The 24,392-nt window shown below is 67.5% G+C and carries 23 protein-coding genes; 5 read left to right on the top strand and 18 right to left on the bottom strand.

All coding sequences use genetic code 11. The features are described 5' to 3' along the window. Positions 1 to 75: 75 nt before the first annotated feature. Positions 76 to 309: a hypothetical protein gene (locus tag ACT2CW_RS46695; protein ID WP_445520992.1), complete on the bottom strand. Its 234-nt coding sequence runs from the start codon at positions 307 to 309 to the stop codon at positions 76 to 78. 50 nt (positions 310 to 359) lie between these two features. Between ACT2CW_RS46695 and ACT2CW_RS46690 the strand changes: the two genes are divergently transcribed. Next, a complete protein-coding gene (locus ACT2CW_RS46690; RefSeq protein ID WP_445520991.1) occupies positions 360 to 1,046 on the top strand; it encodes a hypothetical protein in 687 nt (228 codons plus the stop codon). Between the two features lie 13 nt (positions 1,047 to 1,059). On the opposite strand, the gene ACT2CW_RS46685 is transcribed toward ACT2CW_RS46690, so the two are convergent. From ACT2CW_RS46685 to ACT2CW_RS46625, 13 genes are all read right to left on the bottom strand, one after another. Then, entirely contained in the window at positions 1,060 to 1,269 is a 210-nt protein-coding gene (locus ACT2CW_RS46685; protein ID WP_445520990.1) for a hypothetical protein, read from the bottom strand. A 41-nt stretch (positions 1,270 to 1,310) separates the two neighbouring features. Then, positions 1,311 to 1,478: a hypothetical protein gene (locus ACT2CW_RS46680; protein WP_445520989.1), complete on the bottom strand. Its 168-nt coding sequence runs from the start codon at positions 1,476 to 1,478 to the stop codon at positions 1,311 to 1,313. Between the two features lie 31 nt (positions 1,479 to 1,509). Further along, positions 1,510 to 2,073 (bottom strand): DUF6221 family protein, encoded by a 564-nt coding sequence (locus ACT2CW_RS46675; protein ID WP_445520988.1) that lies wholly within the window; start codon positions 2,071 to 2,073, stop codon positions 1,510 to 1,512. A gap of 139 nt (positions 2,074 to 2,212) precedes the next feature. Beyond that, the gene (locus tag ACT2CW_RS46670) at positions 2,213 to 3,382 is read right to left on the bottom strand and encodes a competence protein CoiA family protein (protein WP_445520987.1); all 1,170 of its coding nucleotides are present in this window, start codon (positions 3,380 to 3,382) and stop codon (positions 2,213 to 2,215) included. Between the two features lie 702 nt (positions 3,383 to 4,084). After that, the gene (gene dnaB / locus ACT2CW_RS46665) at positions 4,085 to 5,578 is read right to left on the bottom strand and encodes a replicative DNA helicase (RefSeq protein ID WP_445520986.1); all 1,494 of its coding nucleotides are present in this window, start codon (positions 5,576 to 5,578) and stop codon (positions 4,085 to 4,087) included. After that, positions 5,535 to 6,245, bottom strand: coding sequence for a DciA family protein (locus tag ACT2CW_RS46660; RefSeq protein ID WP_445520985.1), 711 nt, complete (start codon positions 6,243 to 6,245; stop codon positions 5,535 to 5,537). Before ACT2CW_RS46660 ends, dnaB begins: the two co-directional genes overlap by 44 nt. Positions 6,246 to 6,525: 280 nt before the next feature. Beyond that, positions 6,526 to 8,190, bottom strand: coding sequence for an ADP-ribosylglycohydrolase family protein (locus tag ACT2CW_RS46655; RefSeq protein ID WP_445521001.1), 1,665 nt, complete (start codon positions 8,188 to 8,190; stop codon positions 6,526 to 6,528). A 17-nt stretch (positions 8,191 to 8,207) separates the two neighbouring features. Beyond that, positions 8,208 to 8,891, bottom strand: coding sequence for a DarT ssDNA thymidine ADP-ribosyltransferase family protein (locus tag ACT2CW_RS46650; RefSeq protein ID WP_445520984.1), 684 nt, complete (start codon positions 8,889 to 8,891; stop codon positions 8,208 to 8,210). After that, positions 8,888 to 10,282, bottom strand: coding sequence for a 3'-5' exonuclease (locus ACT2CW_RS46645; protein WP_445520983.1), 1,395 nt, complete (start codon positions 10,280 to 10,282; stop codon positions 8,888 to 8,890). Before ACT2CW_RS46645 ends, ACT2CW_RS46650 begins: the two co-directional genes overlap by 4 nt. Before the next feature lie 326 nt (positions 10,283 to 10,608). Next, positions 10,609 to 12,072 carry a caspase, EACC1-associated type gene (locus ACT2CW_RS46640; protein ID WP_445520982.1) on the bottom strand — a complete coding sequence of 488 codons (1,464 nt, stop codon included), beginning with the start codon at positions 12,070 to 12,072 and terminating at the stop codon, positions 10,609 to 10,611. Continuing rightward, positions 12,069 to 12,593: an effector-associated constant component EACC1 gene (locus ACT2CW_RS46635; protein ID WP_445520981.1), complete on the bottom strand. Its 525-nt coding sequence runs from the start codon at positions 12,591 to 12,593 to the stop codon at positions 12,069 to 12,071. The genes ACT2CW_RS46640 and ACT2CW_RS46635 overlap by 4 nt, the downstream gene beginning before the upstream one ends. Positions 12,594 to 12,808: 215 nt before the next feature. Beyond that, positions 12,809 to 13,843, bottom strand: coding sequence for a hypothetical protein (locus ACT2CW_RS46630; protein WP_445520980.1), 1,035 nt, complete (start codon positions 13,841 to 13,843; stop codon positions 12,809 to 12,811). Continuing rightward, positions 13,840 to 15,777, bottom strand: coding sequence for a hypothetical protein (locus tag ACT2CW_RS46625; RefSeq protein ID WP_445520979.1), 1,938 nt, complete (start codon positions 15,775 to 15,777; stop codon positions 13,840 to 13,842). Before ACT2CW_RS46625 ends, ACT2CW_RS46630 begins: the two co-directional genes overlap by 4 nt. Positions 15,778 to 16,824: 1,047 nt before the next feature. On the opposite strand from ACT2CW_RS46625, the gene ACT2CW_RS46620 reads away from it, so the two are divergent. Continuing rightward, on the top strand, positions 16,825 to 17,463 hold the full coding sequence (locus ACT2CW_RS46620; RefSeq protein ID WP_445520978.1) for a hypothetical protein: 639 nt from the start codon (positions 16,825 to 16,827) through the stop codon (positions 17,461 to 17,463). Positions 17,464 to 17,938: 475 nt separating this feature from the next. Here ACT2CW_RS46620 and ACT2CW_RS46615 read toward each other — a convergent pair whose 3' ends face one another. From ACT2CW_RS46615 to ACT2CW_RS46605, 3 genes are all read right to left on the bottom strand, one after another. Next, the gene (locus ACT2CW_RS46615; protein WP_445520977.1) at positions 17,939 to 19,489 is read right to left on the bottom strand and encodes an RNA-guided endonuclease TnpB family protein; all 1,551 of its coding nucleotides are present in this window, start codon (positions 19,487 to 19,489) and stop codon (positions 17,939 to 17,941) included. Positions 19,490 to 19,638: 149 nt separating this feature from the next. Continuing rightward, a complete protein-coding gene (locus ACT2CW_RS46610; protein ID WP_445520976.1) occupies positions 19,639 to 20,181 on the bottom strand; it encodes a GNAT family N-acetyltransferase in 543 nt (180 codons plus the stop codon). Between the two features lie 10 nt (positions 20,182 to 20,191). Then, positions 20,192 to 21,475 (bottom strand): hypothetical protein, encoded by a 1,284-nt coding sequence (locus tag ACT2CW_RS46605; RefSeq protein ID WP_445520975.1) that lies wholly within the window; start codon positions 21,473 to 21,475, stop codon positions 20,192 to 20,194. Positions 21,476 to 21,733: 258 nt separating this feature from the next. Between ACT2CW_RS46605 and ACT2CW_RS46600 the strand changes: the two genes are divergently transcribed. Continuing rightward, positions 21,734 to 22,006, top strand: a complete 273-nt coding sequence (locus tag ACT2CW_RS46600) for a hypothetical protein (RefSeq protein WP_445520974.1) — start codon at positions 21,734 to 21,736, stop codon at positions 22,004 to 22,006. Positions 22,007 to 22,016: 10 nt separating this feature from the next. Here ACT2CW_RS46600 and ACT2CW_RS46595 read toward each other — a convergent pair whose 3' ends face one another. Then, complete coding sequence (locus tag ACT2CW_RS46595) at positions 22,017 to 22,775, bottom strand: GntR family transcriptional regulator (RefSeq protein ID WP_445520973.1); 759 nt, start codon at positions 22,773 to 22,775, stop codon at positions 22,017 to 22,019. A gap of 198 nt (positions 22,776 to 22,973) precedes the next feature. On the opposite strand from ACT2CW_RS46595, the gene ACT2CW_RS46590 reads away from it, so the two are divergent. Continuing rightward, positions 22,974 to 23,354: a hypothetical protein gene (locus ACT2CW_RS46590; RefSeq protein WP_445520972.1), complete on the top strand. Its 381-nt coding sequence runs from the start codon at positions 22,974 to 22,976 to the stop codon at positions 23,352 to 23,354. Positions 23,355 to 23,660: 306 nt separating this feature from the next. Next, entirely contained in the window at positions 23,661 to 24,272 is a 612-nt protein-coding gene (locus ACT2CW_RS46585; RefSeq protein ID WP_445520971.1) for a hypothetical protein, read from the top strand. Positions 24,273 to 24,392: the final 120 nt, after the last annotated feature.

Below are 24,392 nucleotides of genomic sequence, written 5' to 3'. Positions count from 1 at the left end.
ACCGGCCGGCCTCCGGCTCGCGCTCGGCATGCGAGCGGTGAACGCCACCACTCGACGTGCCAGGGGCTGACGTCGTCACGCGCGGGTGGCGAGCATGCCCTCCAGCGACGAGCGCTCCGCCGGGGCCACGGCCGGTCCGTACACGTGCTTCACCGAGATCCAGGCGCGGCCGTAGACGCCCCGCGCCGACCACGCCCGCCGCAACGCCCTCGCCGACGCCGACGCCGCCGACCCCCGCCGCTGGCGACACGTCGGCACCCGCACCGCCCAGCATGCCGCGGCCTGGCTCCTCGCCCGCGTCGAGGGCATGCCCGGACCGTTCGAGCGGCTCACCGACGAGCAGCTGCTGCATCGCGACCGTGGCTGGCCGAGCCGCGCGCCGCGTCGAGACCGCGCTCGACATGACCGACCACAAGGCCGCGCTCGCCCACCCCTGCCCGGACTGCTCAGGCGAACTGGTCATCGAGGCCCGGGGGCGGGGCGCGGCCGATGGTGTGGTGCGGGCGCTGCGGCCGCACCTGGCACGAGCCGGAACCCACCGCAGCCTGACGGCAGTCTGCGGCCCGCTCCGGAGCGGTGTACGGAGCGGGCCCACCTGCACGTCTGCCCTGTCACCGTTCAGCCACAACATCCCCACGCCGCCCGCTGCATCCTGCATGATGCACCCCTACGTCCTTGGGGGAATCATGCACGTCCGCACCACCACCGCCGCCGCAGCCGTCATCACCGCCGCTCTCCTACTCACCGGCTGCTCTAGCAGCGACGACAGCAAGGACGAGCCCAGCAAGCCGACGCCCACAGTCGCGCCCACCACGGCCCCCGCGAAGCTCAACAAGGCCGAGGCCACCAGCCGCTGCGCGGACGCCCTCTTCGACAAGGCCGCCGACGACCCGTCCGGCACAGTCGGCGCCACCCTGCCTAAGGCGTGCGAGCCGCTGTCCGACGCCGAGTACGCCGACGCCATCCGGGAGGCCACCCGGCAGGTCAACGAGGCCAAGCAGAAGAAGCTCCAGGACCAGATCGACAACCCCAGCGGCACCGGCTGACCGGGAGCCGGAGTCACCACACGTCGGGGCCGCCGCCGCGCCAGGTGATCAGCTCGGTGTCCTCCAGGTCGATGCCCTCCACGTCAAGCCCGGCGCGACGGAGGAACTCCAGCAGGTCCATGAGCCCGTACGCCACCCCGAGGATGTTGCCGTCCACGCGCACCCGCCGGCCGCCTGTGGGTGATGGCGGCTGAACGACGATGCGCGGCGGCCGGCGGTGCATGCGTCCAGCGTCCGCCGGGGCGGGGCCGGGCGCATGCGGGGCTACTCCTCGGCGGGTAGCCGCTGGGCCAGGCGCGCGGCCAGCTCGTCGGCGGCGGGCGAGCCTTCGCGGCGCAGCAGCGCGACGACGGCCCGCGCCTCGCCGAGCGTGAGCAGCGGCTGCCGCTCGCCATGGTCCTCGATCTGTTGCCACAGCAGCGCCTGGTCCATGCGCTGACCAACCGCCCCCGAGCCGTCGGAGTCACGGCCATACTGGCGGGGCGCGTGCCTGTGCGGGGTAGCTCAGCCAGCTCAGAGCAGCCGGTCCGCCGGTGGTCGCGGGTTCGAATCTCCGCCCCCTGAGGGCGCGCGCACGAAGGAGCCCCACCTCACTCGCGTCGAGGTGGGGCTTCATGCTGTGCGGCTGCGGCCGCCACTCGTTGCGGAATCCGGGCCGCTGGTCGTACACCTCGGCGTGCAGGCGCACGGTACGCCGCAGCGAGTTGACGGCCCCGGTCATCAGGTCGTGGGGAGGCGTGCCGAGCCCGGCCTTGCTGAGTGTGAACCCCGCCTGCTCCAAGTCGCGAAGGATCTTCCGCTTGGCGTCGATCTCGCGCAGCACCCGAGCCGGATCATGCTCGACCGCATGCCGTTCTGGTAGCCGGGCGACGCGGTTTCCCGCGCACGGACCGGCGCCTCGGGCACCAGCGGGGGCGACGCGGGGCTCGAGCCGCTGGCGGGCGGGGCGGGGCGGGTGCACCGGCGGCCAGGACGCGGATCGAGTGGACCGCGTCGCGGCCAGGCGAACCGCGTCGGCGGCGGCCATAGCCTGGTGTTCGCGCTCCGTCCACCAGCCGCCTCCGGGGCCGGAGCGGTGGATGCGGCCGATGACCGGAGCGGTAACGCTCTGGCCGTCAGCGAGCTCATACCATTCCGGCGGCCTGGCAGCGCCCGGGTCCGGACTGTCAGGGCTGAAGGGGGCCATCGCCGCTATGCGGCGGGCGCGTCGACGGCTGGTGTGTCGGCGGTCGTGAGGACGGTACGGTGGCTGGGCCGCCGTCTAGAACCTCGATTCGCTGTCCGGGCCGGGCCTGGGCGGCGATGCGCCGCCGCTCCCTCTCGGAGGCAACGAACACCACGAGCGCCGCGAGACGCTCCCGGGCGGCAGCGACCCGACTGGCCACGGGGCAGATGACGCCGTACGGGGTCATCCCGACGTACACAGGCACGCCCATGGCGAATTCGGCGGCGCCAGCGTCCTCTACGAACGGGTGGATGCCAGTCTCTCGGCGCACGAACTCGAAGGCCGGTTTCTCCAGAGCAGTCTGCCGTTCGAGTAGAGCGTGAATGGCCGCCTCGTGATCACCGCGCGCCCTGGCCCGCTCCCGGTCCTCCTCCCGCCGACGGTCTTGGAACTGCTCCTGCCGGACCCGCTCCTCCTCCTGGAGGCGGCGCTTCTCCTCCTGCTCCAGACGTTTCCGGCGTTCCTCCGCATCCAGATGCGCGGCCTCCTGCTGGGCGTACTGCGGGGTCGTCCAGATCGAACACCGAGCCTGAAGCGGGCTGCGTACGGGAGCCCGCCGCCGGTGCGATACCACCCGGCCGGCGAACACCCACCGCAAGAACTCCGCGAGCAGCACCTGCGGGCCCGCCTCCCACTGGCCACCGGAGAACTTCGCCAGGCCCTCCACCACGACCAGGCCGCCGCCGTCGACGGCCTTCACCCGTACCGAGGGCACCCGCCCGAACCACAGCGGTCGGTACCGGTCGCTGAACCACACCGAGGGCACACCGTCCGCCTGCATCCGCTCCGTGCGGGCGGCGATGTCATCCGGCGTGATGGGCGAGAGCTGGGCCTCCAGGGCCATCCGCCAGGCTCCGGCCGGATCGCTCGCCAGCACATCGGCCCGCCATGCGCCCTCCGGGCCGCGGACCTCCAGCTCGGCGTGGGCGCCGGCGTCCCGGGCGGCGGCTGCCAACTCCAGCTTCAGCAGGTGATGCGCCAGCGTCTCCTTTGCGAGCGCGCATTCCGGGGCCCCCGGGGCGTGGGCAAAGAACTGCAGGCCGCTGGGGGACCGCTTGGCGTGCATCGGGTGTCGGCACTCGTCGCAGGTCAGCGGCGCGGGTGGCTTCACCTTCCACACCTGGTCCCACGAGCGCCCTCAGCCGAGATCGGGTAAGTGCGCGAAGACGGTCCCCCACTGCGTGTGCACGGCACGGAACGCCATCGGCCCCCCTGCTTCATCGGCGAGAAGGCCAGTGTGGCGCGACCTACTGACAACGCATCAGGCCGTGATCCGGCCGTACGAGGTCACCAGCGGGGGCCGGAGCGCTCGGCAGGGGCCACGAGACTCACACAGCTGTAGGTTCTCGCCACTCGTGTCGGAGCGCATCTTCGTGACCTGTGGCTTCTCCAGCCGTCTCACGACGTGTCGGACGCTGGCGTCTCATCTTCGTGTCGTCTGCTCGGCGGTCCGCCGTGGTCTGCGCGAACCGCCGAGGCTGTGACCTGGGCTGTCTCACAGCAGGTGTCGTATCGGACGGCGATCCGACACCAACCCTGAGAATCCGACACGAAATCTGAGAACCTACAACTGTAGGTTCTCGCGGCCCGTGTCATCTGCCGGGCCTCTGACCTGGGTGTTCCTCGGGCTTCTCACGCCATGTCATCCGCTGGATTCTCAGCTCCGTGTCATTTCCCTGCCGCTTCGGGCGGATCCGCCCGAAGCGGCAAGTCTCTGACCTGCGCTGTCTCACGGAGATGTCATAAATGCCATCCGGATGACACGGCGGCTGAGAAAATGACACGGGATTTGAGAACCTACAACAACAACGCATCATGTCTGCGCCATGTCGACGAAACGTCCGTAATGACCTTGGAAGGCGACCGTGATCGTTGCTGTCGGCCCGTGTCGGTGCTTGGCCACGATCAGGTCTGCCTCGCCAGCGCGGGGTGAATCCTTCTCGTAGGCGTCCTCGCGGTGGATGAGGATCACGACGTCAGCGTTGTCTTCAAGAGCTCCTGAGTCTCGGAGGTCGCTGATCTGGGGTTTCTTGTCGGTGCGCTGTTCTGGGCCGCGGTTGAGCACGGAGACGGCGACGACGGGGACCTCGAGTTCCATGGCCAGGAGCTTGAGGCATCGGGAGATCTCGGAGATCTCTTCGTAGCGGGAGGCGAAGGGCCGGGTGCCGTAGGTGAGCAGGTGCAGGGCGTCCACGACGATGAGCCGGAGGTCTCGCTGGCTACACAGACGTCGGCACTGGGCGCGGAGGTCGGTGAAGGTGGCGTACGCGCTGTCCTGAATGTAGAAGGGGGCGGCGCTGACGTCCGGCATGCGCCGGGCAAGGCGGGTCCAGTCGTCGTCGTTCATCGCCCCGGAGCGCATGTGGTGCAGTGCCACGCGTGCTTCGGCAGCCAGCAGTCGCATGGAGACCTCGCTCCGTCCGGATTCGCGTGTGAAGAGCGCGCCGGGGAGGTTGTTCTTGATGCTGGCGGAGCGCAGGAAGTCCAGGGCGAGCGTGGATTTGCCCATCGCGGGGCGTGCGGCGATGACGACCAGCTGGCCGGGGTGCAGCCCTCCGGTCAGAGAATCCAGGTCGGTGAAGCCGGTGGGAACGCCGGTGAGATGGCCATTACCGCTGCTGGCTGCCTCGAGTTCGTCGAGGGTTCCTTCCAGGACTTCGCCGAGGGAGAAGGCGGGCGGGATGCCGTGGCGGCGGCGGGCGGTGGCCGCGAAGATCTCGGCCTGGGCGGCGTCTGCGATGCGGTCCGCGCTCTCGGCAGTGCCCTCGGCGGCCAGGTTTTCGATATGGGCCGCGGCCTCTTTGGTACGGCGTAGTACGGCCATGGCCTGGACCCGTTCTGCATCCTTCAGCCAGCTCGTGGCACGCGCCGGACCGTTGGCCATGGCGTGGAGGTAGTCGCTGCCGCCAGCCTTTTCCAGCTGTTCATGCTTGCTCAGCTGTGCGGCGACCGTGATGGGATCGGCTTCTTCACCGCGGGCGTAGAGGTCGAGGATGGTGTTGTAGATCAGCTCGTGTGCGGGGCGGTAGAAGTCGTGGCCGTGCAGCAGTTCCACGATGTCCGCGATCGCTTCGGAGGACCGCAGCATCGCACGCAGGACGCCTTTCTCCGCGCGCACATCGCTGGGTGGACCTACCGGTTCATTCTCGTCTTCTGCCACCTGGGCTCCCCCTCTTTCCTTCGTCGGCGGAAGCGACCCCGCCTGCGGCGATCGGGTAAGCGTAGTCAGGTCGTGACGCTCTGCTGTACCGGGTTGGATGCTTTCACGTCGATGTCTGGCGCTGGGTGCATGCCCGGGCCAGAGCACGGGTGTGAATCGCGGCCGCCGCTGATGGCGGTGTGAAGCGGGCGTTGGTGAAGGAGCCCTCGGGCTCGCGCAACGCCTGCCGGGCCTGGCGCTCGACCGCGGCCTGCACGTCCGGGTCGACCGGGTGAAACCTCGTCTGATGCGCGTTCCGCGGAGGAGCCAGCCTCGGCGCCGCTGCCGCCACAGAAGACGCCATCGTCGACGCCCCCTCGCCGGTCGGCGACAGGATGCGGATGCTCCGGACGATCTCGCCGCCCATGTGCGAGTTCAGGCGTTGGATGAGCAGCGGGGAGAGCAAGCGCGTCTGGGTCAGCCACGCACGCGAGGCGGGACGCACCACGAGGACACCGGTCTCCGGGGTGAAGTCCACGGGGGTAAGACCTCGAGCCAGCTCACCGACAATGGAAGGCCATTCGACGACCAAGGTGGTGGCAGTGCCGGGGAGCCACCCGGTTTTCTGGGTGAGCAGCTCGTTGAGGGCGGTGCCCAGCGTGACGGGTGCGGAGCCGGTCCGTCGCTTGCCGGTTGCGGCTCGGGGGCGGGCGCGGATGTGGGGCTGGAAACGTCCACGCCGGGCGTCTTCGCGGGCGCGATGGAGAGCGATGCGCGCGAGGTCCGCTGGGAGGCCGGGGGTCTGGGGCTCGGTGCTGTCAGGATGCTGATTCACTCGTGATCTCCTACAAGCCACCAGGTAGCGGCCCAGGTCGTAGGGGGCGCCGCAAGCGCAGCGGGGCTAGCCCAGACTGGTGGGGCATTGGGCGTATGGGTCGGCGACGGGGCGGCTGCAGGTGCCCCCGCGGCCCCCACCTCCGCGGCATGTTCGTCGCAGATGGTCTGCAGGACGGCACCCGGCACGGCTTCATCCCGCTGGCAGGCGCTACTGACAGCAATCGGTCTGGGATATGTCTCGCTTTGTTGTCCCTATCTGTGCCGGTGGGAAGAGCGGACTATTGATCGCCCTGGTGGTAGGCGCGGGCAAGCAACCCAGCGAAGGCAGCAGCTTGCTCTACGCTGTATCGGCCGTTCCGAAGCTGCTGAAGCAGAGCGCGGCCTACCTGTTCGGGAGGGAAGCCATTCTTTGCCAGCTCTCGAACGATCTCTTCGACAGTAGGTGGGCCCGGTCTGTGGGTACGCCCGCTCGCGCTCTCCGACGCGGTTCCACCTCCAGCCCTGCCTTGGTCTGCGCGTATGGCTGGAGGCGTCGTAGTTTCGAAGAGGAGTTGTTGTTCTCTCAGAGCGGCATCCGCCGCCCGCCGGGTATGTTGCCGTCGGTCCCGCGGCAGCAGATGCTCATCCAGCGGCCTGAGATCGGACCTCGCACGGACGAGGACGCTCTGACCGAACGGCAAGGTGCCCCACACGTATGTCGCTTGGTTACCCGGCGTCGGACTTCCTGTAGGGGTAAGGGCCCCCAGGCCAGCCAGAGCGGGCCCCACTGGCGTGTGGCCTACGAGATCGAGCGTGGCTTTGGGAGGGCTCCAGCGCAGAAGATCCGGATAGACGAAGGTGGCGGCGGCACGCCCATGGGAAATGTCCCACATGCGGCGTGCTTCGGAATCGATCACCTGGGCGTCTTGCACGGCGCCGGGTGGAGGGCTTGCTGTGACAGCGCCTAGGAGCGCGCCGGCCATCGTGGCGATGGTGTCAGTGTCAGAGCCGAGGGTGTTGGCGGCGAGGAGCAGCGCCGCTCCGGGCGAATCGGCGTAGGCGTGTGCCAGCGCCGCGGCGACCACGGTAGTGACCGTGCCCGATCCACGGGTCGCGTCGTCGAACCCACCGAGTCGCTGTACGAAGGCGGCATATGTTTCGGCGTTGAGGGGTGTTGCGGGCTCCAAGGCTTCAAACGCTGTGCGGCATTCATCAGCGACGGCGTGTGCGGCTGTCCGGAAGTCCGTTCCGGCAGCGTCGGTCCATGCAGGCAGCCAGAGGTAACCGAGTTCGTCGTCTTTCGCTATGACGTCTGGTACCTGCTCCAGCCAGTCGATAGCGGGGCGCCATTGCTTGGGTCCAGGGATTTCGTTCGTGTCCAGGGCGTGGGCCAGCAGGACGGCGTGCAGGACAGCGCCGAGGATGCCTCGTGGGTGGCCGTGGGTGCTGACGGCGTTGCGGACAACGTCGCGGGTGATGTCGTCCCAGTTAGTGAGGTCGCGTGCGGACCAGACGTGGGGTTGGATGCGCATGGCGGCGCCGTTGCCGCCGATGTCGACGTACCGGGCGGCCTTGGTGGCGAAGATGTTCTGCGACCACTTGGCATCGACCCGCATCAGGCCGGTGGCGGCGGCCTTTGTCCCGCGGCCGGCGCCAAGGGCGTATGCCTGCCAGGCGACGACTTCGATTTTGGCGAAGGCGTCGGCGTCGAACTCCCCGTCTCCACGAATCGCACGTGCCGTAGCCAGGCGTAGCTGAGTGTCGTCGGAGTACGCGCCTGCGGGTAGGGGCATGTCTCGTCCGTAGCGTCCTCCGACGCGTCTGGTCCATGGGACGGTGGTGGTGACCTCATCGCTGCCGATGCGGCGTCGTAGACCGGCGTTGTCGGTCAGTTCGGTGATGAAGCCGAGTGCGTCTCCGTACGCGGCCCACTGGGCTGAGGCACGTACTGCCTCCCATTGCATGGCGCTCACCGTAGTCCTTACCTGCCGAACGTAACCGGATCGACGGAGATGTCGATCTCATCATGCCCGCTGACGCTGACGATGGCCTCAGCCTTCGCTGCGTCCTCGTCAGTGAGGACGTAGATGTGCTGCAGGTGCCGTGTGGAGACGGCTTGCGGGTAGAGCACTTCGGCCTGAGGATTCGTGGGAAGGTGAGGCGCTCGGTCGCGGCGCGGCATCGTCTTATTGAAGCCCTTGGGAACGCGGTCGGCGAAGAGGGCTTCGACACCAGGCAGCCCTTCCACGGGGGTGATGCCGTCGTATCCCATGTTGCCTGGTGCGAATAGGACGCCGGGTTGCGTCATGATCACTGGATCGAAGCTGAGGACCGCCCAGAACAGGTCCTCGTTCGCCCACCAGTCTTCGCTGCTGATGCGAAGGAAGCGATGGTTGGGTTCACTGATGCTGAGGTTCACGTAGGACCAAAACTGCGGAGCTTCTCTGCGGATCCTGGTGTTTTCGTGGTAGATGCTCTCCAGGTACTCGTCCTCGGAGAGGAGTGCACGTGCCTTGCACTTCCGCTGCAGGAGTATGCCGAGGAGACCCCGGTTGGTGGTGAAGTGCACCACCTCGGTGATCTTGCGTTCCCGGATGAGCGTATGAATGCCCTCCGCGTGTCTGTCATCATCCGGTATGGCCGGGATCGGCTCTGTCGCCGTCATACGGCCTTCACCTCGTAGGTGTCCGGGGCCATGCAGGCGATGAGGTCGCTTGCCTCTGCAGGCTTGTAGGTAATGGTCAGCGTCTTGCGGGCACGTCCGGCGGACATGGCCAGCAGCCGTAGGTGCGCGTCGCGCTCACTGTCACCGGGTTCGGCGGCGTGCGGCATGACCTCGCTGTTGAGCCCAACGATGATCACATGATCGAATTCCAGCCCCTTGGCGGAGTGCATCGTCGACAGCGCAATGTTCACCGGTCCCGTCGGCCACTCGGCGTTGCGGGTCAGTTCGACATAGGCCAGTCCGGCCGCGTCCAGACGATTCCTGACCTCGCCGAACCAGCCCTTGGCGTGGAGGATGGCGACGGACTCGTCGTTATCAGGGCTGAGGCTGTTGAGGAACTGCACCACATGGTCCATCTGCTGGGTGAAGGTGCCCTGGACCAACAAGGGCTTGTCGCCGTCTACCTTGCAGGAGGAAAGGTCAGGGATCGCGGCGTCGTCCGTAGTCTCCACGTCCTTGAGCAGCGGAGCGGCGAAGGCAGCGATCTGCCGGGTGTTACGGAAGTTCTTCGACAGCAGCTTGCTGTTGTGCGAGCCCACGCTCAGACCGACCTCGGCCCAGGTGAAGCGCTGAGGGTAGATACGCTGAGCGGCGTCGAGGACGAACGTGAGCGTGTGCTCGTCGGTGACGTGGTTGAGGACGGCCCGCACCTGGTTGGCGGAGAAGTCCTGAGCCTCGTCAACAACGACCACATGGTATGGATCGTCGGCTCGCTTGGCGGCCATAGCGTTCGCCAAGTCCGACCAGTCCCATGTCTGCTGCTGCCTCTTCCACTCCTGGAACGGAAGGATGACCTCCTCCAGCAGCCGACGACGCAACGCGGTCGGCATACGCGGGGAGCGGCCACGGCCCTGCCGTTCGCATTCGATGTACTCGTTCAATCGGTCCGGCAGGAAACGGCCCAGCATATAGTCGACTTCGGAGCGTACGAACTCGTCGGACAGCGGCAGGGAGGTGGCCAGCGCCTCCAGTTTCCGGTTGCGTTCACGGTCCTGAAGGATCCGCTCGTAGGCCACACGGTCGGTGGCCCACTTCGCGAAGGTAGAGACCGTCAAGTCGACGTTAGTGTCCTTGACCTGCTCCTGGGTGAGTTCCTCGATGTAACCGCGCAGCGTGCGGTTGTAGGTAAGGACCAGGACGCGGACGGGGCCGCTGATGAAGCCGTCTCGGCGGCGACGCTGCCAGAAACCGACAGTGAACTTCAGCCGGTACAGGGCCGTGGTGGTCTTGCCGCTACCGGCGGCGCCCCGTACGACGAACACTTCCGGCTTGTAATTGTTGATCACCGTGAGCTGCTCGCTTGTCGGCTGTGTCGGCCTGAGAACCTTCATCCGCGCGGTCCCTCCCCAAGACTCGCTCCCCCGAACCTGAGGACATGTTAGAAGCGTCGCCACCCATGTCCATTGAAGATAAGACAAGCAGTCTGCCGCGCACGTCCGGGCAGCGACACGCCAGTCACCCGTTCGGGTGATGCGGGGTGATCGCGGCTCGCCCGTATCAAGCATGCACACTGGCCGTGGGGACGCGGATACCGTCAGCGAGCGGCCCGGCGCCCGCAGCCATGGTCTGCCATGGCCGTTGGCACGGCCGAGCTCATGCGGTCCGGTCAAAGGTGTGAGTGGCCCCGGACAGGTATTCGCTCTTCACCTTTCTCGGCTTATTCATTCGGGGCCTCATACGGCAAACGGAGAGCGAATTCAGCGCCCTTGTCAGGGAGGTTCGCTGCCCGGATGTTCCCTCCCATCAGGTGGGCGTTCTCCTGAGCCAGCGAAAGTCCCAGACCGCTGCCCTCAGTTCGAGAGCGAGGTCCGGGTCCTTTGAAGAAGCGATCAAACATCACAGGCAGAACATCCTTCGGAATTCCATTACCGCTATCGGCCACCGTGATCTCGAAATCGGCTGGGCGGGCGGAGAGCAGGTCTCTGGCACCCACGCCGATTGCAGTGTCAGGGCGGACCGTGACTGTGACGGGCGTACCGCCATGCCGTATGGCGTTTTCGATCAGTTCACCGGCAATAATCTCAAACCGACTCAGATCGAGGCATGCTCGCACAGGATATGGAGATTCCAGAGTGATTCCTTCGGCCCCTCCATGGGCGCTGATACAGTCTCGCAGCGCCTGAGTAACCTCGATTTCTTCCTCGTCTAGGCGGGCAGTGCCCGCTTCGATTCTTGCGATTTCCATCAGCTTCTCGACGAGGTCGTTCAGCCGTCGGGACTCGGCGGTTACCAGGCGGATGGCAGGTTCTATCGGCGGGCCCAGCCTTTCTGTCTCCTCCTCCAGGACCTCGCATACAGCAGTGATCGCCGTCAATGGTGTGCGGAGTTCGTGTGCCATGTCCGCCACGAAACGTCTCATCGTCGGGTCAGTCGGCGCGGCAGGTGACCGGTGCGGCCGATACGCCTGGTTCGGAGCGAAGGGAAGCATCCCCAGGGTGTTGCGGTCGCGGCACTGCGGCGCTGGCCTTTCGGCTGCACGGAGTGAGGAGAGCGTGGCCTCGTAGATATTGTTCAGTGTCAGGGTCTGGTCTGCCTCCGGCAAGCCGCGATGAAGTACCGACACCAGTTCCCCTGTAAAAGCCGTGTACATCTCTCCTGGCGGCGCCAAGGCCAAGGCATTCTCCGCAGCGGCAGCGAGCAGATAGGTGCCGTCGATCTCGGCAAGATCGAGCCCCTCTGACATGGCGCCAAGAGCGCGGCCGCTGTAGCAGCAATCCAATATCACGATCCGGCGCACCGCCGGACTGGCTGTCAACGCGCGCCTGATCCACTGGTACGGCACCGCCGTGTCATAGACCTCGTCCGGCTGGCTGTCGCGTAATGCCAAGTGGAGCTCGCCGGTACCGGAGTCGATCAAACCATGTCCGGCGTAGTAGAAGAGCAGCGTGTCAGAAGCCTCGCGGGCGGCCTGCTTCACCGCCCGGGAAATGGCCCGGGCCTCTCGCGGGTCACGCAGGACAAGGCAGTGCGCGGCGGGCAGGCCCCACACTTCCTCCGAGGTGAACATCTCGCAGAGCGAGGCCACGTTGGCGGCCACGGCCGGGAGCTCAGCCATAGCGCTGAAGCGGCCACCTCCGACCAGAACAACACGAGACCGCTCCGGGTCCGGCAAGTGACTCACGGCTCGTCCTGCCCCGGCTCATCTCGCTCCAGAAGGCGCAGCAGCCGTTCGGTCTCTTCCAACGACGCATCACCGATAGTCACCCTGGAACCGTCCGCCCGTTCCACCATCACCGACGGCCCGCGACTGCCGCGTGTGGTGCGCCACTGAACGATGGACACAGCGAGGGACGCCGCACTGAAACCAGAGCTCAGCACAAGCGAAACCGCATCGAGCGCTCCCCCCATCGCTCCGGCCGGCGCCCGGGCCGATTCCCACTCCACCTGAGCCCACCGCCGCGCCCCGGTATCACCGAGCAGCCAACTGTGCAGCGACCGCAGTTCGTTCCCTGCCGAGTCGCCCACCATACGCACACGAACATGCACTCGGTCTTCCTTTCGTTCGGCTTTCGCCCCGGCGCAGAACTCACCGGGCCCGGCTGCCTGGCAGCGTGCGATGTCCGCCGCGATGCTCATGGTGGCCAGGGTGCTGTTCAGCGCGGTCTTGGTGAACCAGTCGCCGGACGGGTCGGTGTCCAGCATCGCCTTGCACCACCAGCAGCGCAGGCCCCCTCGGCAATCTTTTGGCGCGGCAGGAACTCGCGGTGGAACGCCTTCCGCCGCTCGCCCTCGCGAGGATGTCGGCGTTACGCGGTGCCCGGCCCAGATATGGCTGTGCGCTCATGTTGCCCTTCCACCTGTCCAGAGTCAGCTGCATCCCGGACCGCCCCATCCCCTGCCGGTCACCGCTCCTGTGCTCACCGGCAGGTCGCGCATGCGTCGCCTGTGGTGGGGTCGTAGAAGGTCCCGCAGGCGCAGCGAGGCCATCCCAGGCAGGTGGGGCATTGGGTGTATGGGTCGGCGATGGGGCGACCGCAGGTGCCGCCGCGGCCCTCGCATTCGCGGTGTGGGGGCCGGTAGACGACCGCTTGGGCCGCAGTACGGGCCGCGGCCGTGGACTGGACCGGCCTCTGGTCGTCCTCGGCCTGGTCGCTGTCGGGGTTGTGAGGGCTGGGCCCGCGGCCGGGCAGGAGCCATCCGCCGCGGCAGACGGCGCACGGCTGATCATCCTCAGCCGGCCGCTCAGGCGGAGCGGGGTGCCATCCGTCCTCACACCGGCCGGCACACGGCGTGGGGGCCAGCAGCCACACCGCGACGTCATCGGGACGGTATCCGTCCTCTCCGTCGTCAGCTTCGCGCTCGAGCGGCCGGTTGGCCCAGGTGGTCCACCACCGGCGCTCGATCCGCGCGACGAGCCGGGCGGCGGGCTGACGGAGCAGTTCGTCACGGACGATCTGCAGGACTGCGGGCGGCACGCCGCCCCCGCACGCACGCAGCAGCTTGTCCGGAAGCCCGGCCAGGACAGCACGAACCGGATCAGCAGCGGAGGCCGTGCGCCGACAAGCATCGCACTGATCCCAGGCGCGCGGGTAGTAGGTGCGCGCCCAACGGCGGTGTTTGTCCTTGCGCTGTCCGGCCTCGACGCGCGTGATGGTCTCGGCGGAAGCCGGGCGGGGAGGGAGCGGAGCGGAGCAGGTGCGGCAGCGGCCCTGGCAGGCGCGGCAGGGGCCGCCCTCCTCCTGGTCGGTGGCCGACTGGCACACAGGGCACTCGCGTCGGCAGACCTCGCACAGATGGTCCTCCGGGTGCGGCTGGGAAAGCCAGCGGTGATCGCCCTGGCAGCGCACACATTTACGGGTGTCGGTGTCCTCGCGGTGCGTGGCGAGGATGGGCCGGCCAGGGCACTGATCACACCGGACGATGGGCTGGTTGCTGTTGCGGTGCACGATCACGCGGCGCTCCCGGCGTGGTGGGCGGAGGCGAGTTCGTCAGCGTAGCGGTTGGTGATGGAGCACCAGGTCGCGGTCGCGGCGGACACCCGACGGCGGTGCGCCTGGACGGACTCGGTCTCCTGGGCGGGCCGGTAAGCGGCGTGGGCGGCGGCGCGTGCGGCCGGTACGACCTGCGGAGCGATACCCGCCAGGGCGAGCAGCTGCTCGTGTACCGGACGCGGCAGGACCACGTTCCCTTCGGTGTCGGCCGCCGCATCCGCGGCCTCTGCTCGGGGATGAGGCACTGCCGACGGAAGAGGCGCTTCAGCGGCGGCAACCGGCGGGCCAGCAGGCAGTGGCAGCGGGGCCGCCAGGGCCGACTCCAGCGCCCGGCGCGCCTGCCGCGTCTGCCACACCTCGAGTTCGCACTCATCGCAGCGGACACGATCCGTCGGTTTACCGCGGGCCAGGTTCGAACAGCCGCGCCGGGCACACGGGACCAGCGTCATGCCGCCGGGCGTGTAAGGCAGGCCCTTGCTCAACACCCACGACAGGGCATCGCGGCGGAACGCGTACGGCCGGTCCGGGTCTCCCGTGGCCAGCCGCTGCAGACGCTCCCGCAACCGTCCCGCGATCATCGCATCCGTCTCACCGTCAGCCAGCAGCCCCCGCACCAGCCCAGCCAGACTCCGCCGCTGGTAGGGGTTCGGCGAAGGAACGATGGCTGACAAGACAGCCGTGAGCTGCGGAACCTGCCGCGACAGTGCCCCCAGACAGGAGAGAGCAGACAAATTCGAGGGGGTGGTCTGTTCCGCGCGCAGCGCGCCTCCTGGACCACCGCGCAGAGGCACAGGCACAACCTGACGGAACACCTGGTGCCGGCGGTCCTCACGCGCGCCCGCGCGCTCCGGCCGACCATCGAACCCACCACGGCCTTCGCCGGAAAACCCATCAGAGAGCTCAACTGGAGAAACAGGAGTAACCACAGAAGCGTGAGAAGCGTGAAGGTGTGCAGCAACAGCGAGGTCTGCCGCACCAGCGTCCTGCTGCTGCCCGGAGCCCTCCGCCCCAGCAATCACAGGGACCACAGCCCCACCAGGCGCCTCATGATCTCCGGATGCAGTACCGGCGAGGTCTGAAAACACCGAGGTAGCCGCCTCACGGGCCTCCCGGACGCGCAGGCCGTGAGCCTGAGCGACCGGCAGCAGCCGAACCCGGCTACGCGCGTTCAACCCCGACGCCGTCCCACGACGCTCCACCGCCACCACACCCCGCTCCTGAAGCCGCCCCAGCACCTTCGCCCCAGCCGCCGGCGAGCAGCCCAGCAGCCGCCCCGCCGTCGCCGCCGGACGCCCCCGAGAGCTGTCCACACTGCCCGGACACAACTGCAACCAGCCCTTGGAGTTCGAAGACAGCACCATCAACAGCAGCCCAAGACGGTCCGTGGCCGCCCCGCGACCCGTACGGTCCGCGAGCAACCCCGCCGGGGTCACCGACCCATCCCTGTGCGACCACCCCGGCCCGAACAACACCTCGATCAGCCGCAACAGCACCGCCAGCTCCACCCGCGACAACGCCAGCGCATGCCGCCGGTCCCCCGCCTGCTGCGCCCGGTACATCGGGATCACCCAGCACTTCAGGCCCGTCGCCCACCCGGCCGCGTTCGTCTTCGCGACCGATCCGAGCACACCGCGCTCCCGCAGCCGTGGCAGCACCGCATGCGCGACCCGAGACGCCCTCAGCCCCAGCCACCGGCCCAACTCCCCCGCGCGGATCACCGTGCTGTAGTCGTCGGCGACCCGGGCCTTCGCCGTCAGCACCACCGACGCCAACCGCGCGGGGTCACCAGCACCCTCCAGCGCCGGATCCGACACCAGAGCGAGCACCGCCGCGAGCAGCCGGGCACGCATCGTCTTCGACAGCTGTAGCGGGTTCCCGAGCTCCAGCTGCTCCACCGGGCCGGCCTGATCCGGCACAGCCCGCAACCGCCGCGAGCGCTGCCCCGGTACCCATGTCCTCCTGGCGGCCTCAGCCGCCACGGCACTCACTGGGCCGCCCGCACGGCGCGGACAGGCAACAACGAACGCGTGAAAGATCATGCGGCGACCCTCGAACGGATCGCCTGTGGACAGAGAACGAGCCGAACCGCCGTGACGGCTGGCACGGGGCGCATCGGAGGAGAGGGGCAGGGTGGTGAACGAAAGAGGAGTCGACACACCTGCTACAGGTGTGTCGATGCGCCGCGGTGCGACAGCGAGGGGGCGTTGATCTTCCTGCCGAGCAGGACATGCCGGGTGAATCGGGCCGTGATATCCCGCCAGACGGAAAGCCCTCAACCGGCAAACATGGGTGAAAAGGGCATAACTGGACTGGCGAAAGGCAAAATGGTCGTGCACAATGACGACGTCCTCCTTTGAGAGAGGGAGTACGCGAAGAAGCCCCCTTGAGGTGCTTCTGGTTCTGGGAGAACCGAGATCGAACTGTTCGAAGCCGGGTGGCACCGGGTCGAACAATCCCTCCGGGGAGGCCGTGGCAGGCCGAACCGGAGATCAGATGAGGCGCTGAGCCGTGGTGAGTGGCATCACCACGGGCCTCGGCCCCGGGCGGCTAGAAGCCCTGCAGAGCAGGCGCCGCCCCCAGACCTACGTCATCTCGACCCCCTCGGCAGAGGGCTGGTCGAGGCGTGTGGAGACGCAGAAAAACCCCGCTGACGTGCTACGCGAGTGATCGCGCTGACGGCGGGGATCTTGTGTGCGGGCGAAGGCCCGCGGGTACAGTGGTGCCATGAACACCGAGGACCTCCTATTCAGGTTCTCTACTCCCCCGGGCTTCCCAAGGCGCGGGGGATTTTCCATATTCAGATAGATCTTGATCGCAGCTACCATACCCCCTCGGTCACGCTTCGTGCAGAGGGTGGCGCGGGCGAGTTGAGGCGTGTGTGAAGGGGGCATTTCCCTGTGCTGGACCAGGGCCTGACACCAGCTCAGGGCATGATGAGCACCATGCCTGACGCCTCCGCCCCGGACGCTCCCCTGACCACGTACGCGACGGCCGCACAGCAGCGCGCCTACATCGCGGCCATGAAGAAGATCCGGCAGTCGCGGAAGCCCGGCGAGCCCATCCGCATCTATGTCAGCGTCTCGCCGCACATCGCGCGACGCCGTCAGTGGGACGAACGCCTGGCAAAGATCCGCCACCGCCTCCCCGGAGCAGAGCTGCTGCAGTTCGGCGACATCTTCACCCCGGAGAACTACGCGGAGAAGTGGCCGCAGCTGTCGCCGACCTTCGACGGCATGGTTGTCGTCGGCACCACCAAGCGCGGCCCTCAAGGGCACGTTTACCGACTGGGCGAAGTCGCCCGGCTCGAGGTCATCGACATCGTCAAAACAGGCAGACCAGTCCTCCTGCACGCCCGCAGATACGGCCTCATCCCTTTCGTCGACTGCAAGATCCACCGTGTCGGCGAAGAAAGACTCCGTACGAAGGTCACCGTCCCGGACGGCTGGGACCCCAAGGACTACGAACCGACCCTCCAAGCCGCGCTCCGCGCACTGCGACCGCGCAGCACGGACATCAGGACCGACCAACGCATCGACATGCCGAGCCACCTGGCCCATCCGTTTGCTGCACCTCCTCGATAGGGCTCTGACACCGTTCAGCCGCGATCTGAACAGATCCTCAGGGCGAAAACCAAGGGGCGCGGATGAACACCTCCGCACTTCCCGCCAGACGGGCAACTCGCCGCCCATGCCTCCCGCCAGGCGGGAAGCACCGACGGAGAGCTTTTGCGTAGTCACGTCATTCCTCCAGTCGGGGCTCTGCGTCATGTCGATCACCGGTCGCCCCTTGCGCGACCGGACGCCGAGCAGGGCGGGATAACCGATGACGATCGCTCCTCGCGTGCACGGGCCGGACCATTGGCGACGACAAAGTCACCAGGTGGTTGTCGGTCGCTCCTCGCGTGCACGGGCCGGACAGCCGTTTGCGCAGACGCTGCTCTGCACGGATCGGTCGCTCCTTGCGTGCACGGGCCGGACCAGCAGCTGGTCGTGCTCGCCAGCAAGGGCTACGGTCGCTCCTTGCGTGCACGGGCCGGACCCTTTCTGACATGCGCGCTTACGGTCGCTTTGCCAGTTCGTGATCCGGTGTGACGAGGAGCGTCAGCGGATCGCTCCGCTGAGGTGGCACCGGCCTGGGTGGACCGGTGCCTTCCCGATTCATCGCCTCCTGCCTCCGGGCCCGAGGGCCGGGTGGTCTTACGGATGCTCCACGGGCGTTTTGTGTCTCCCCTCTACCAGGGGCGACAGGGTGATGAGCAGCGGCAACAGCATGTTGAGCGATGTTCCGGGCGGCGTTGAGATCCCGGTCGATTCCCAGCCCGCAGTTGCCGCAGTGGAACGTCCTGTCCGCGAGCGTGAGGCGTGGGTTTTGCCACCCGCAAGCGGAGCAGGTCTTGCTAGAAGGCCACCAACGGTCCAGGACCGCGAGGGTAGAGCCGTACCAGGAAGTCTTGTAGGTGAGCTGGCGGCGCAGCTCACCGGGCGAGACATCGAGGATGGACCGGTTGAGGCCGGCCTTCTGCTTCACACGGCGGCCGGGCGAATCCAGAGTGCCGCGGGCGGTCCGCGTCATGCCCGCGACGTTGAGATCCTCCACGGCGACCTCGGCGAAGCGCGTGGCGAGCTGCTTGGTCACCGCGTGCAGCACGGTGCCGCGGCGTACAGCGACCTCGTGCTGCAGCCGCGCCACTCGGCGCCGGGCCTTGACCCGCCGCGCGGAGTCCTTCTGAGTGCGGGACAGGGCGCGCTGGGCTTTGGCCAGCCGATGGTCAGCCTGCCGCAGATGACGGGGGTTGGCGACGAACGCTGAGGCCGGCTCATCGGGGTCGAGGGGCTGGGAGAGGACAGCGAGGTGTTTGACGCCCAGGTCGACACCGATGCGGCCGCGTTCGCGCTGTCGTCGGGTGGGCCGCTCAGGCAGCTCGGCGGTGACCTTGCACAGCACCGAGGCGTACCACCGGTGCCCGGCGCGGGCCACGGTGACCGACTGCACCACTGCCTCGCCCCGGTCGACCAGGCGGGCCAGGCGCTTGGCCGACTCGTGCAGCCGCACCTCCCCCACCGTCGGTAACCTCAGCCGCCGGTAGCCCGCCAGCCGGATCACAGGCCGCTTCACATCGTGGTGCAGCCGGAACGACTCCCGCGCCCGGCCCTTCTTCTTGAACCGCGGATACCCCACCCGACGCCCCGCCCGAGCACCGCGTAGCGACTCCAGCCAGTTCTGCCACGCCCGGTCCGCATCGATGAACGCCGACTGGAACGCGTAGGTGTTCACCTCATGCCACCACGGACACGGTCGCGCAGGGCCGTAGGCGCCCTCAGCCAGATCGTCCTGGCGGGAGTCGCCTTTGATCTGGTTCAGATGCTTTTGGATCACTGGCTTCGTTGGCACAAGCACTCGCACCTTCTTGCGAGCCTCGGCCTCCAGGACGCCCTGGTCCACGAGCGCCTGGACCTCACGCCGCCACTGCTGGTGCGCGGCCACCTTCATTCCCAACGCATGGTTGAACGCCCACCGGGCCGCGCCGACGTGCCGCGCGAACGCTTCCACCTGGGCGGGAACGGGGTCGAGCGCGAATTTGAACGCCCGAAGGATCTCGTGCCGCACTCAGCCCACCCCCTTAACCCAGTCCAGCAGCGACGGCGCTGAGAACTGTAGAGGCGACCACCGACAAACCATGCTGACCTGGACGCTTATCGCGTACGCCGGTCCTCCAGGACCTGCGGCGCTCAGTGCTTCAGCGGCGAGGCCAGCCATCAGCGACCCCACTCATGGGAGAGGACGGAGTACAACACGCTGTCGCGCCAGGCGCCGTTCGTGTAAACGTGATCGCGCAGGACTCCCTCCCGGGTGAATCCGAGTTGCTCCACCATGGCGATCGAAGCCGCGTTCTCGGGTCCGATCGCCGCGCTGATTCGGTGCAGGCCCAGCTCCGTAAATGCGTACGTGATGAGGGTGCGGGCCGCGTCTGTGGCGTAGCCGCGGCCCCATTCTTCTGCTGCGATCGCGTAGCCGAGCTTGCCGGCCTTGACGCCGGCGTATCCGATCCGTGCGAAACCGATTACGTGGTCGGCGCTGTGCTTGGTCACCGCCAGGTAGTACTCGGTCCGCGGCTTCTGCTGGGCGCGTTCGAGTGTCCCTTCGATCATGGCGATGGCCTGGTCCCGGTTACGGCTGTCGAAAGACAGCCACCTGGTGACCTTGTCGTCGCCGATGATCGCCAGGACATCCTCGACATCCCGTATGGAGAACTCGCGCAGGGCCACTTTGCTGCCGGTGATTCGGATCGGATACGTCAACGGAGAGCTCCTAGCGGGGCAAAGCCTTCAGCGGGGTGCGGGTGAAGATTTCGATCTGCTCCTGCAGGTCGGCACCTGCCTCCGCGAGGGGAGAGTCGCGCAGTGCGCGGTGCACTCGCTGTGTGCAGGTGATGATGCCGTTGATCCGCTGCTCGGGGGCAAGGTCGAGTACCGGTGCGACGGCCTCAGCGGCTCCTTCCAGCTCTCCCGCCTGGATCCGTGCGATAGCCAGGGCGCTGCGGGAGCCGGCCTGGTCGCCGAACGCCCACTCGGGAGACGAGCTGTCCTCGTAGGCGTCTACCGCTCGCGTCGCGTAGTCGTCTGCTGCCGTCACCTCGGATGGCAACCATGACAGAGCCTCTGCCGCGTAGTAGACCTGGCGGGCCCGCCCGAAAGTGCACAGGCCGCCGAGCTCGTCGACCTCGTCTTCCTGCACGCTGTCCCAGGCGGCCTCGGCGCGTTCAATCGCTGCCCGTGCCGCGTTTGCGTTTCCGAGCGAGGCCCAGGCACGGGCTTCGTTCATGGGCAGCCACACGCTGGCGGTGTTGCTGGCGGCGAATTCGGCGCCGGACTGGGCGTAGCGGACGGATTCACGTGTCCGGCCAGCCCAGTACGAGACCAGGGACTGAAGACCGCGGATCCATGCGCGCAGACCGTTGTGATCCGCGTTGTCCGCGCACACATAGGCTGTCCGCGCCTGAGTCAGGGCCGCATGGGGATCGGCCATGTCGTGCGAGGCTTTCGCGAGCAGGCCGCCCGTGACACCGGCGAGAAAATACAGCTGCCGGGCTTGCGCGGGGCGACGCTGTTGCTCCAACAGAGTGAAGACCGTGTCCTGGGTACCGATCAGATCCGGCAGCAGCTCGGACAGCGGTCGCTGCGGGTAGTCCAGCGCCAGGCGCTGAACATCCGCGTGCACCTGCTCCATGACATCGGACGTGAGGTCGGTTTGGCCTGCCGCAAGGGCGAAGCTCTTGGCTCGTCGTGCTGCCATTTCAATTAACTCCCGGTCCGCAGCGGGCTGTCCTGTGGCAAGGAGCAGCCCAGTGGGCTCGGCCGCCGCGGGGAGAACTTCACCGCTCCATGGGGCGAGAAGCTCGTTGAGCGGTTTGCCGAACATGGACTGCAGAACACGGCGCATGACCGGGGTGGTGTTCGTCCGCTCGCCACTGGCCAGGCGACGCAGGTGCCGAGTACTGAGCGTGACATTTTCACCCAGCTCCTTGGCGAGACGATCGAACTCCCGAACGATCTCGTCATACGTGCGCGGCTGCTGGCGCAGCAGGAACTCCAACGCGGTTCGCGGATCTCCCTGTCGAGCGTTGCCGGCCACTGGTCCTCCCCGAGTCACAAACCGTGCTCTGCGCGACCAGTGTCATGCGGCGACGACGGCAAATCAGCAGAGCGAAGGCCTTGGTCCGATAGTGGTCCGCTTCATGTCCTGGACTGGTCCGGGACCGGGCAGCTGTGGGACCTCGTCTGGTCATGCTCCCGCAATCCACGGTTGTGAACAGCGAATTCACGAGAGTCCGTTGAGCTGAGGAGGGGCGCCATGTCCGAGAAGCGGCACTTGGTGACCGATGCACACGGCCGATCCCTCGACCTCATGTCTGTTGGCCAGGTACCCCCGGTGCCTGCTGACGCTGGAACGCGTCGGCACGGAAAGTTTCCTGTCCTCGGTATCACCGCGGTGCTGGTCGGCGGTGTGGTCGGGATTGTGCTGATCAACGCGATCCACGACATCGCCATGACTGCGGCCGGGACGGGGGTCGCTGGCGTGCTCCTCAAGGCCTTGCTGGCCCCTTTTCACCGGCGGGAGCGGTGAGTGCTGGATGTCAGGCATCGAACTCGTAATCCAGCACGTACGCGGCAGAGTCCATCGTCATCTCGTTGATCTCCACCGCTCGCCCTTCAGCGTCGAATGCCGTACGGGCCAGTTTGATAACGGCCCTGTCGGCGGGGATGGCCAGTCGAGCTGCTTCTTCGCCGGAGGGCAAACGCACCCGGATCTCTTCTCGGAACCGAGCTGGAGCGTGGCCAAGGTCGGCAAGTCGGGCGTAGATGCCGCCGGGACCGGTGTCGGCCTGAGTGATGGGCGAGCCCGCCACCAACGTCTGGGGGAGATAGGAGTCTGCGACCATGACTGGTCGTCCTTGCATGACGTACCGGCGGCTACGCAGGCAGACACTTTCTCCCACCTCGAGTTCAAGTACGTCCCGGACGTGCTGAGGCGCAGGTGCCTCTTCGGTCACGGTGATCTGGTCGACGTCCGGTGCTCGATCGTCGTCGGCGGACCAGATCGCCTTCCCGCTTCCCCACTGACCACGGGCCAGCCGCGGAATGCCGCGGCGCCTGATAGGGCGGAACGAAAGGACGCGGGCGCCAGCTCCCCTCTTGCTCTCGACGAGGCCTTCGGTGCGCAAGATCTTGAGGGCCCTGCGAGCAGTGAGAGTGGCGACGCCATACTGCGTGGCCAGTGCGTTCTCCCCCGGCAGCCGATCACCGGGGCCGTACTCCCCGCGCTCGATTGCCGCTTTCAGGTCATCAGCGATCTGCTGGACCTTCGTTCGCTGCGCGCCTGTCTCATCTGTCATCTGTCTCCCTACCTCGGTAGCGATCGTAGGCCGCTGGCTACCGAGGCACCTCACGGGGCGCGGATCGCGTCGGGAATCGCCCGCACAGAATACGTCATCGGTAACGTATTGCTTGACATCGGTACCGAGGATCGCTCTACTGGGAAAGCAACCTCGGTACCGAGGTTCTGGTCTCAACTCCGAGAGGAGCACCACCTCATGAACGTCATCTCCACCCCCGCCGCCGCAGCCGATCTAGCCACGTGGTACGGCCGGTACTCGGCCCGTCTCGCCGCGCACGCCGCTGAGCGCCTGGCCGCTGCGGGCGCCGACCCGGCCGACGATGCTGACGACGTGACGCAGGAGGTGTGGTTGTGGGCCGGGCAGCAGCGGCGTCTGCCCGGGTGGGAAGGCTTGCAGGTGATGACGGACTGGGTGGTCGAGGCGGCTACCTCCGAGCGGCAGGCCCGGCTCGAGGTGCCGGTGGGTGTGCGGCTGTCCGGTACGCCGGTCGTTCCCCTTCCCGACCTCGAGAGCGTGCGGCCGGCGCGCATCGAGACGGCCGAGGCGTCCTCTCTCTTCTTGTCGCCTGCGGCCTGACCTCGCCGGGTCCTCACGGGCCCGGCTCCCCCACCCGGAACCGCCTCTCGGGCGGCGCCGGCTGAGGGAGCCGGAACATTCGGTCCCCTACCAGCACCACCGCAAGACCGCAGGAAGTCGTCCGCCTCGCAAGAGGGGGCCGGGGTTGATGGCAACACCAAATCCCCTGGGTTTCTCGACTCCCTGCTGCACGTCGCAGCGCAGATGCGCTGTCCGTCCTCCAGGACGCCGGTTCGCCGTGCGGCCTGGGGGGCGGAGAGAGCACCGCGACGCACCCCTCCCCCTTCGCACGCGAGGAGATCCCCAATGACCGTCACGTCCGCGATGCCCACCGCCAGTGAGCGGCCTCACCGGACCCGTACGAAGCGAGTCAGCAACCGCCCCGCCCTCAAGCTCTCCCAGCTCCTGCCGTCGCACATCGACCTGCGGGAGCCGTTGAACGCGGTCCTCGTCTGCGAGGACTGCAGGACCTGGTGTCCGATCACCGGCATGCAGAGCCGCGTTCAGAAGCTGGTTCCCCACCACACTGGCAAGGTCGGCGAAGCCGCCGCGATTCACTGTCGGGGCAGCAACCGCCGCATTGAGTTCGATATGACGATCCCCGAGTGGCGCCAGGCCCTGGCCGACGCCGACAAGGAGACGTCGTCCCGGCGCCCGACCAATGTGCTGCGCAAGCCGAAGGTCGCGCCCGCTCCGGCCGTCAGTCAGATCGCGGCTCAGAAGCAGCGGTCGACGACGGAGGGTGAGGTGGGTGACGGCCGGCCGCTGTGGCTGCTGCGGGAACTCAAGTGGGCATCGACGGCTGCGGCGGTACGCGACGCCGACGCCAAGCGCGCGCAGCGGCCCGCGGGTGCCGCACCGGTGGAGGGACCCGCCGTCCCGCTCGTGACGCTCCATCCCAAGCGCGCGGCGCGCTGAACCTTCCGGCACGGACGATCACGGTCCCGGCCATCCCGAGTGATCGGGATGGCCGGGGCCGTGGCTGCTCGTACGGCAGTCAGCAAACCGCGGATGGACGTCCCCAGGGGGTGATCTCCC

Source organism: Streptomyces sp. NEAU-174 (assembly GCF_052665095.1).
The sequence above is the reverse complement of the archived record's forward strand: the minus strand, read 5'-3'. Positions and strand labels throughout refer to the sequence as shown.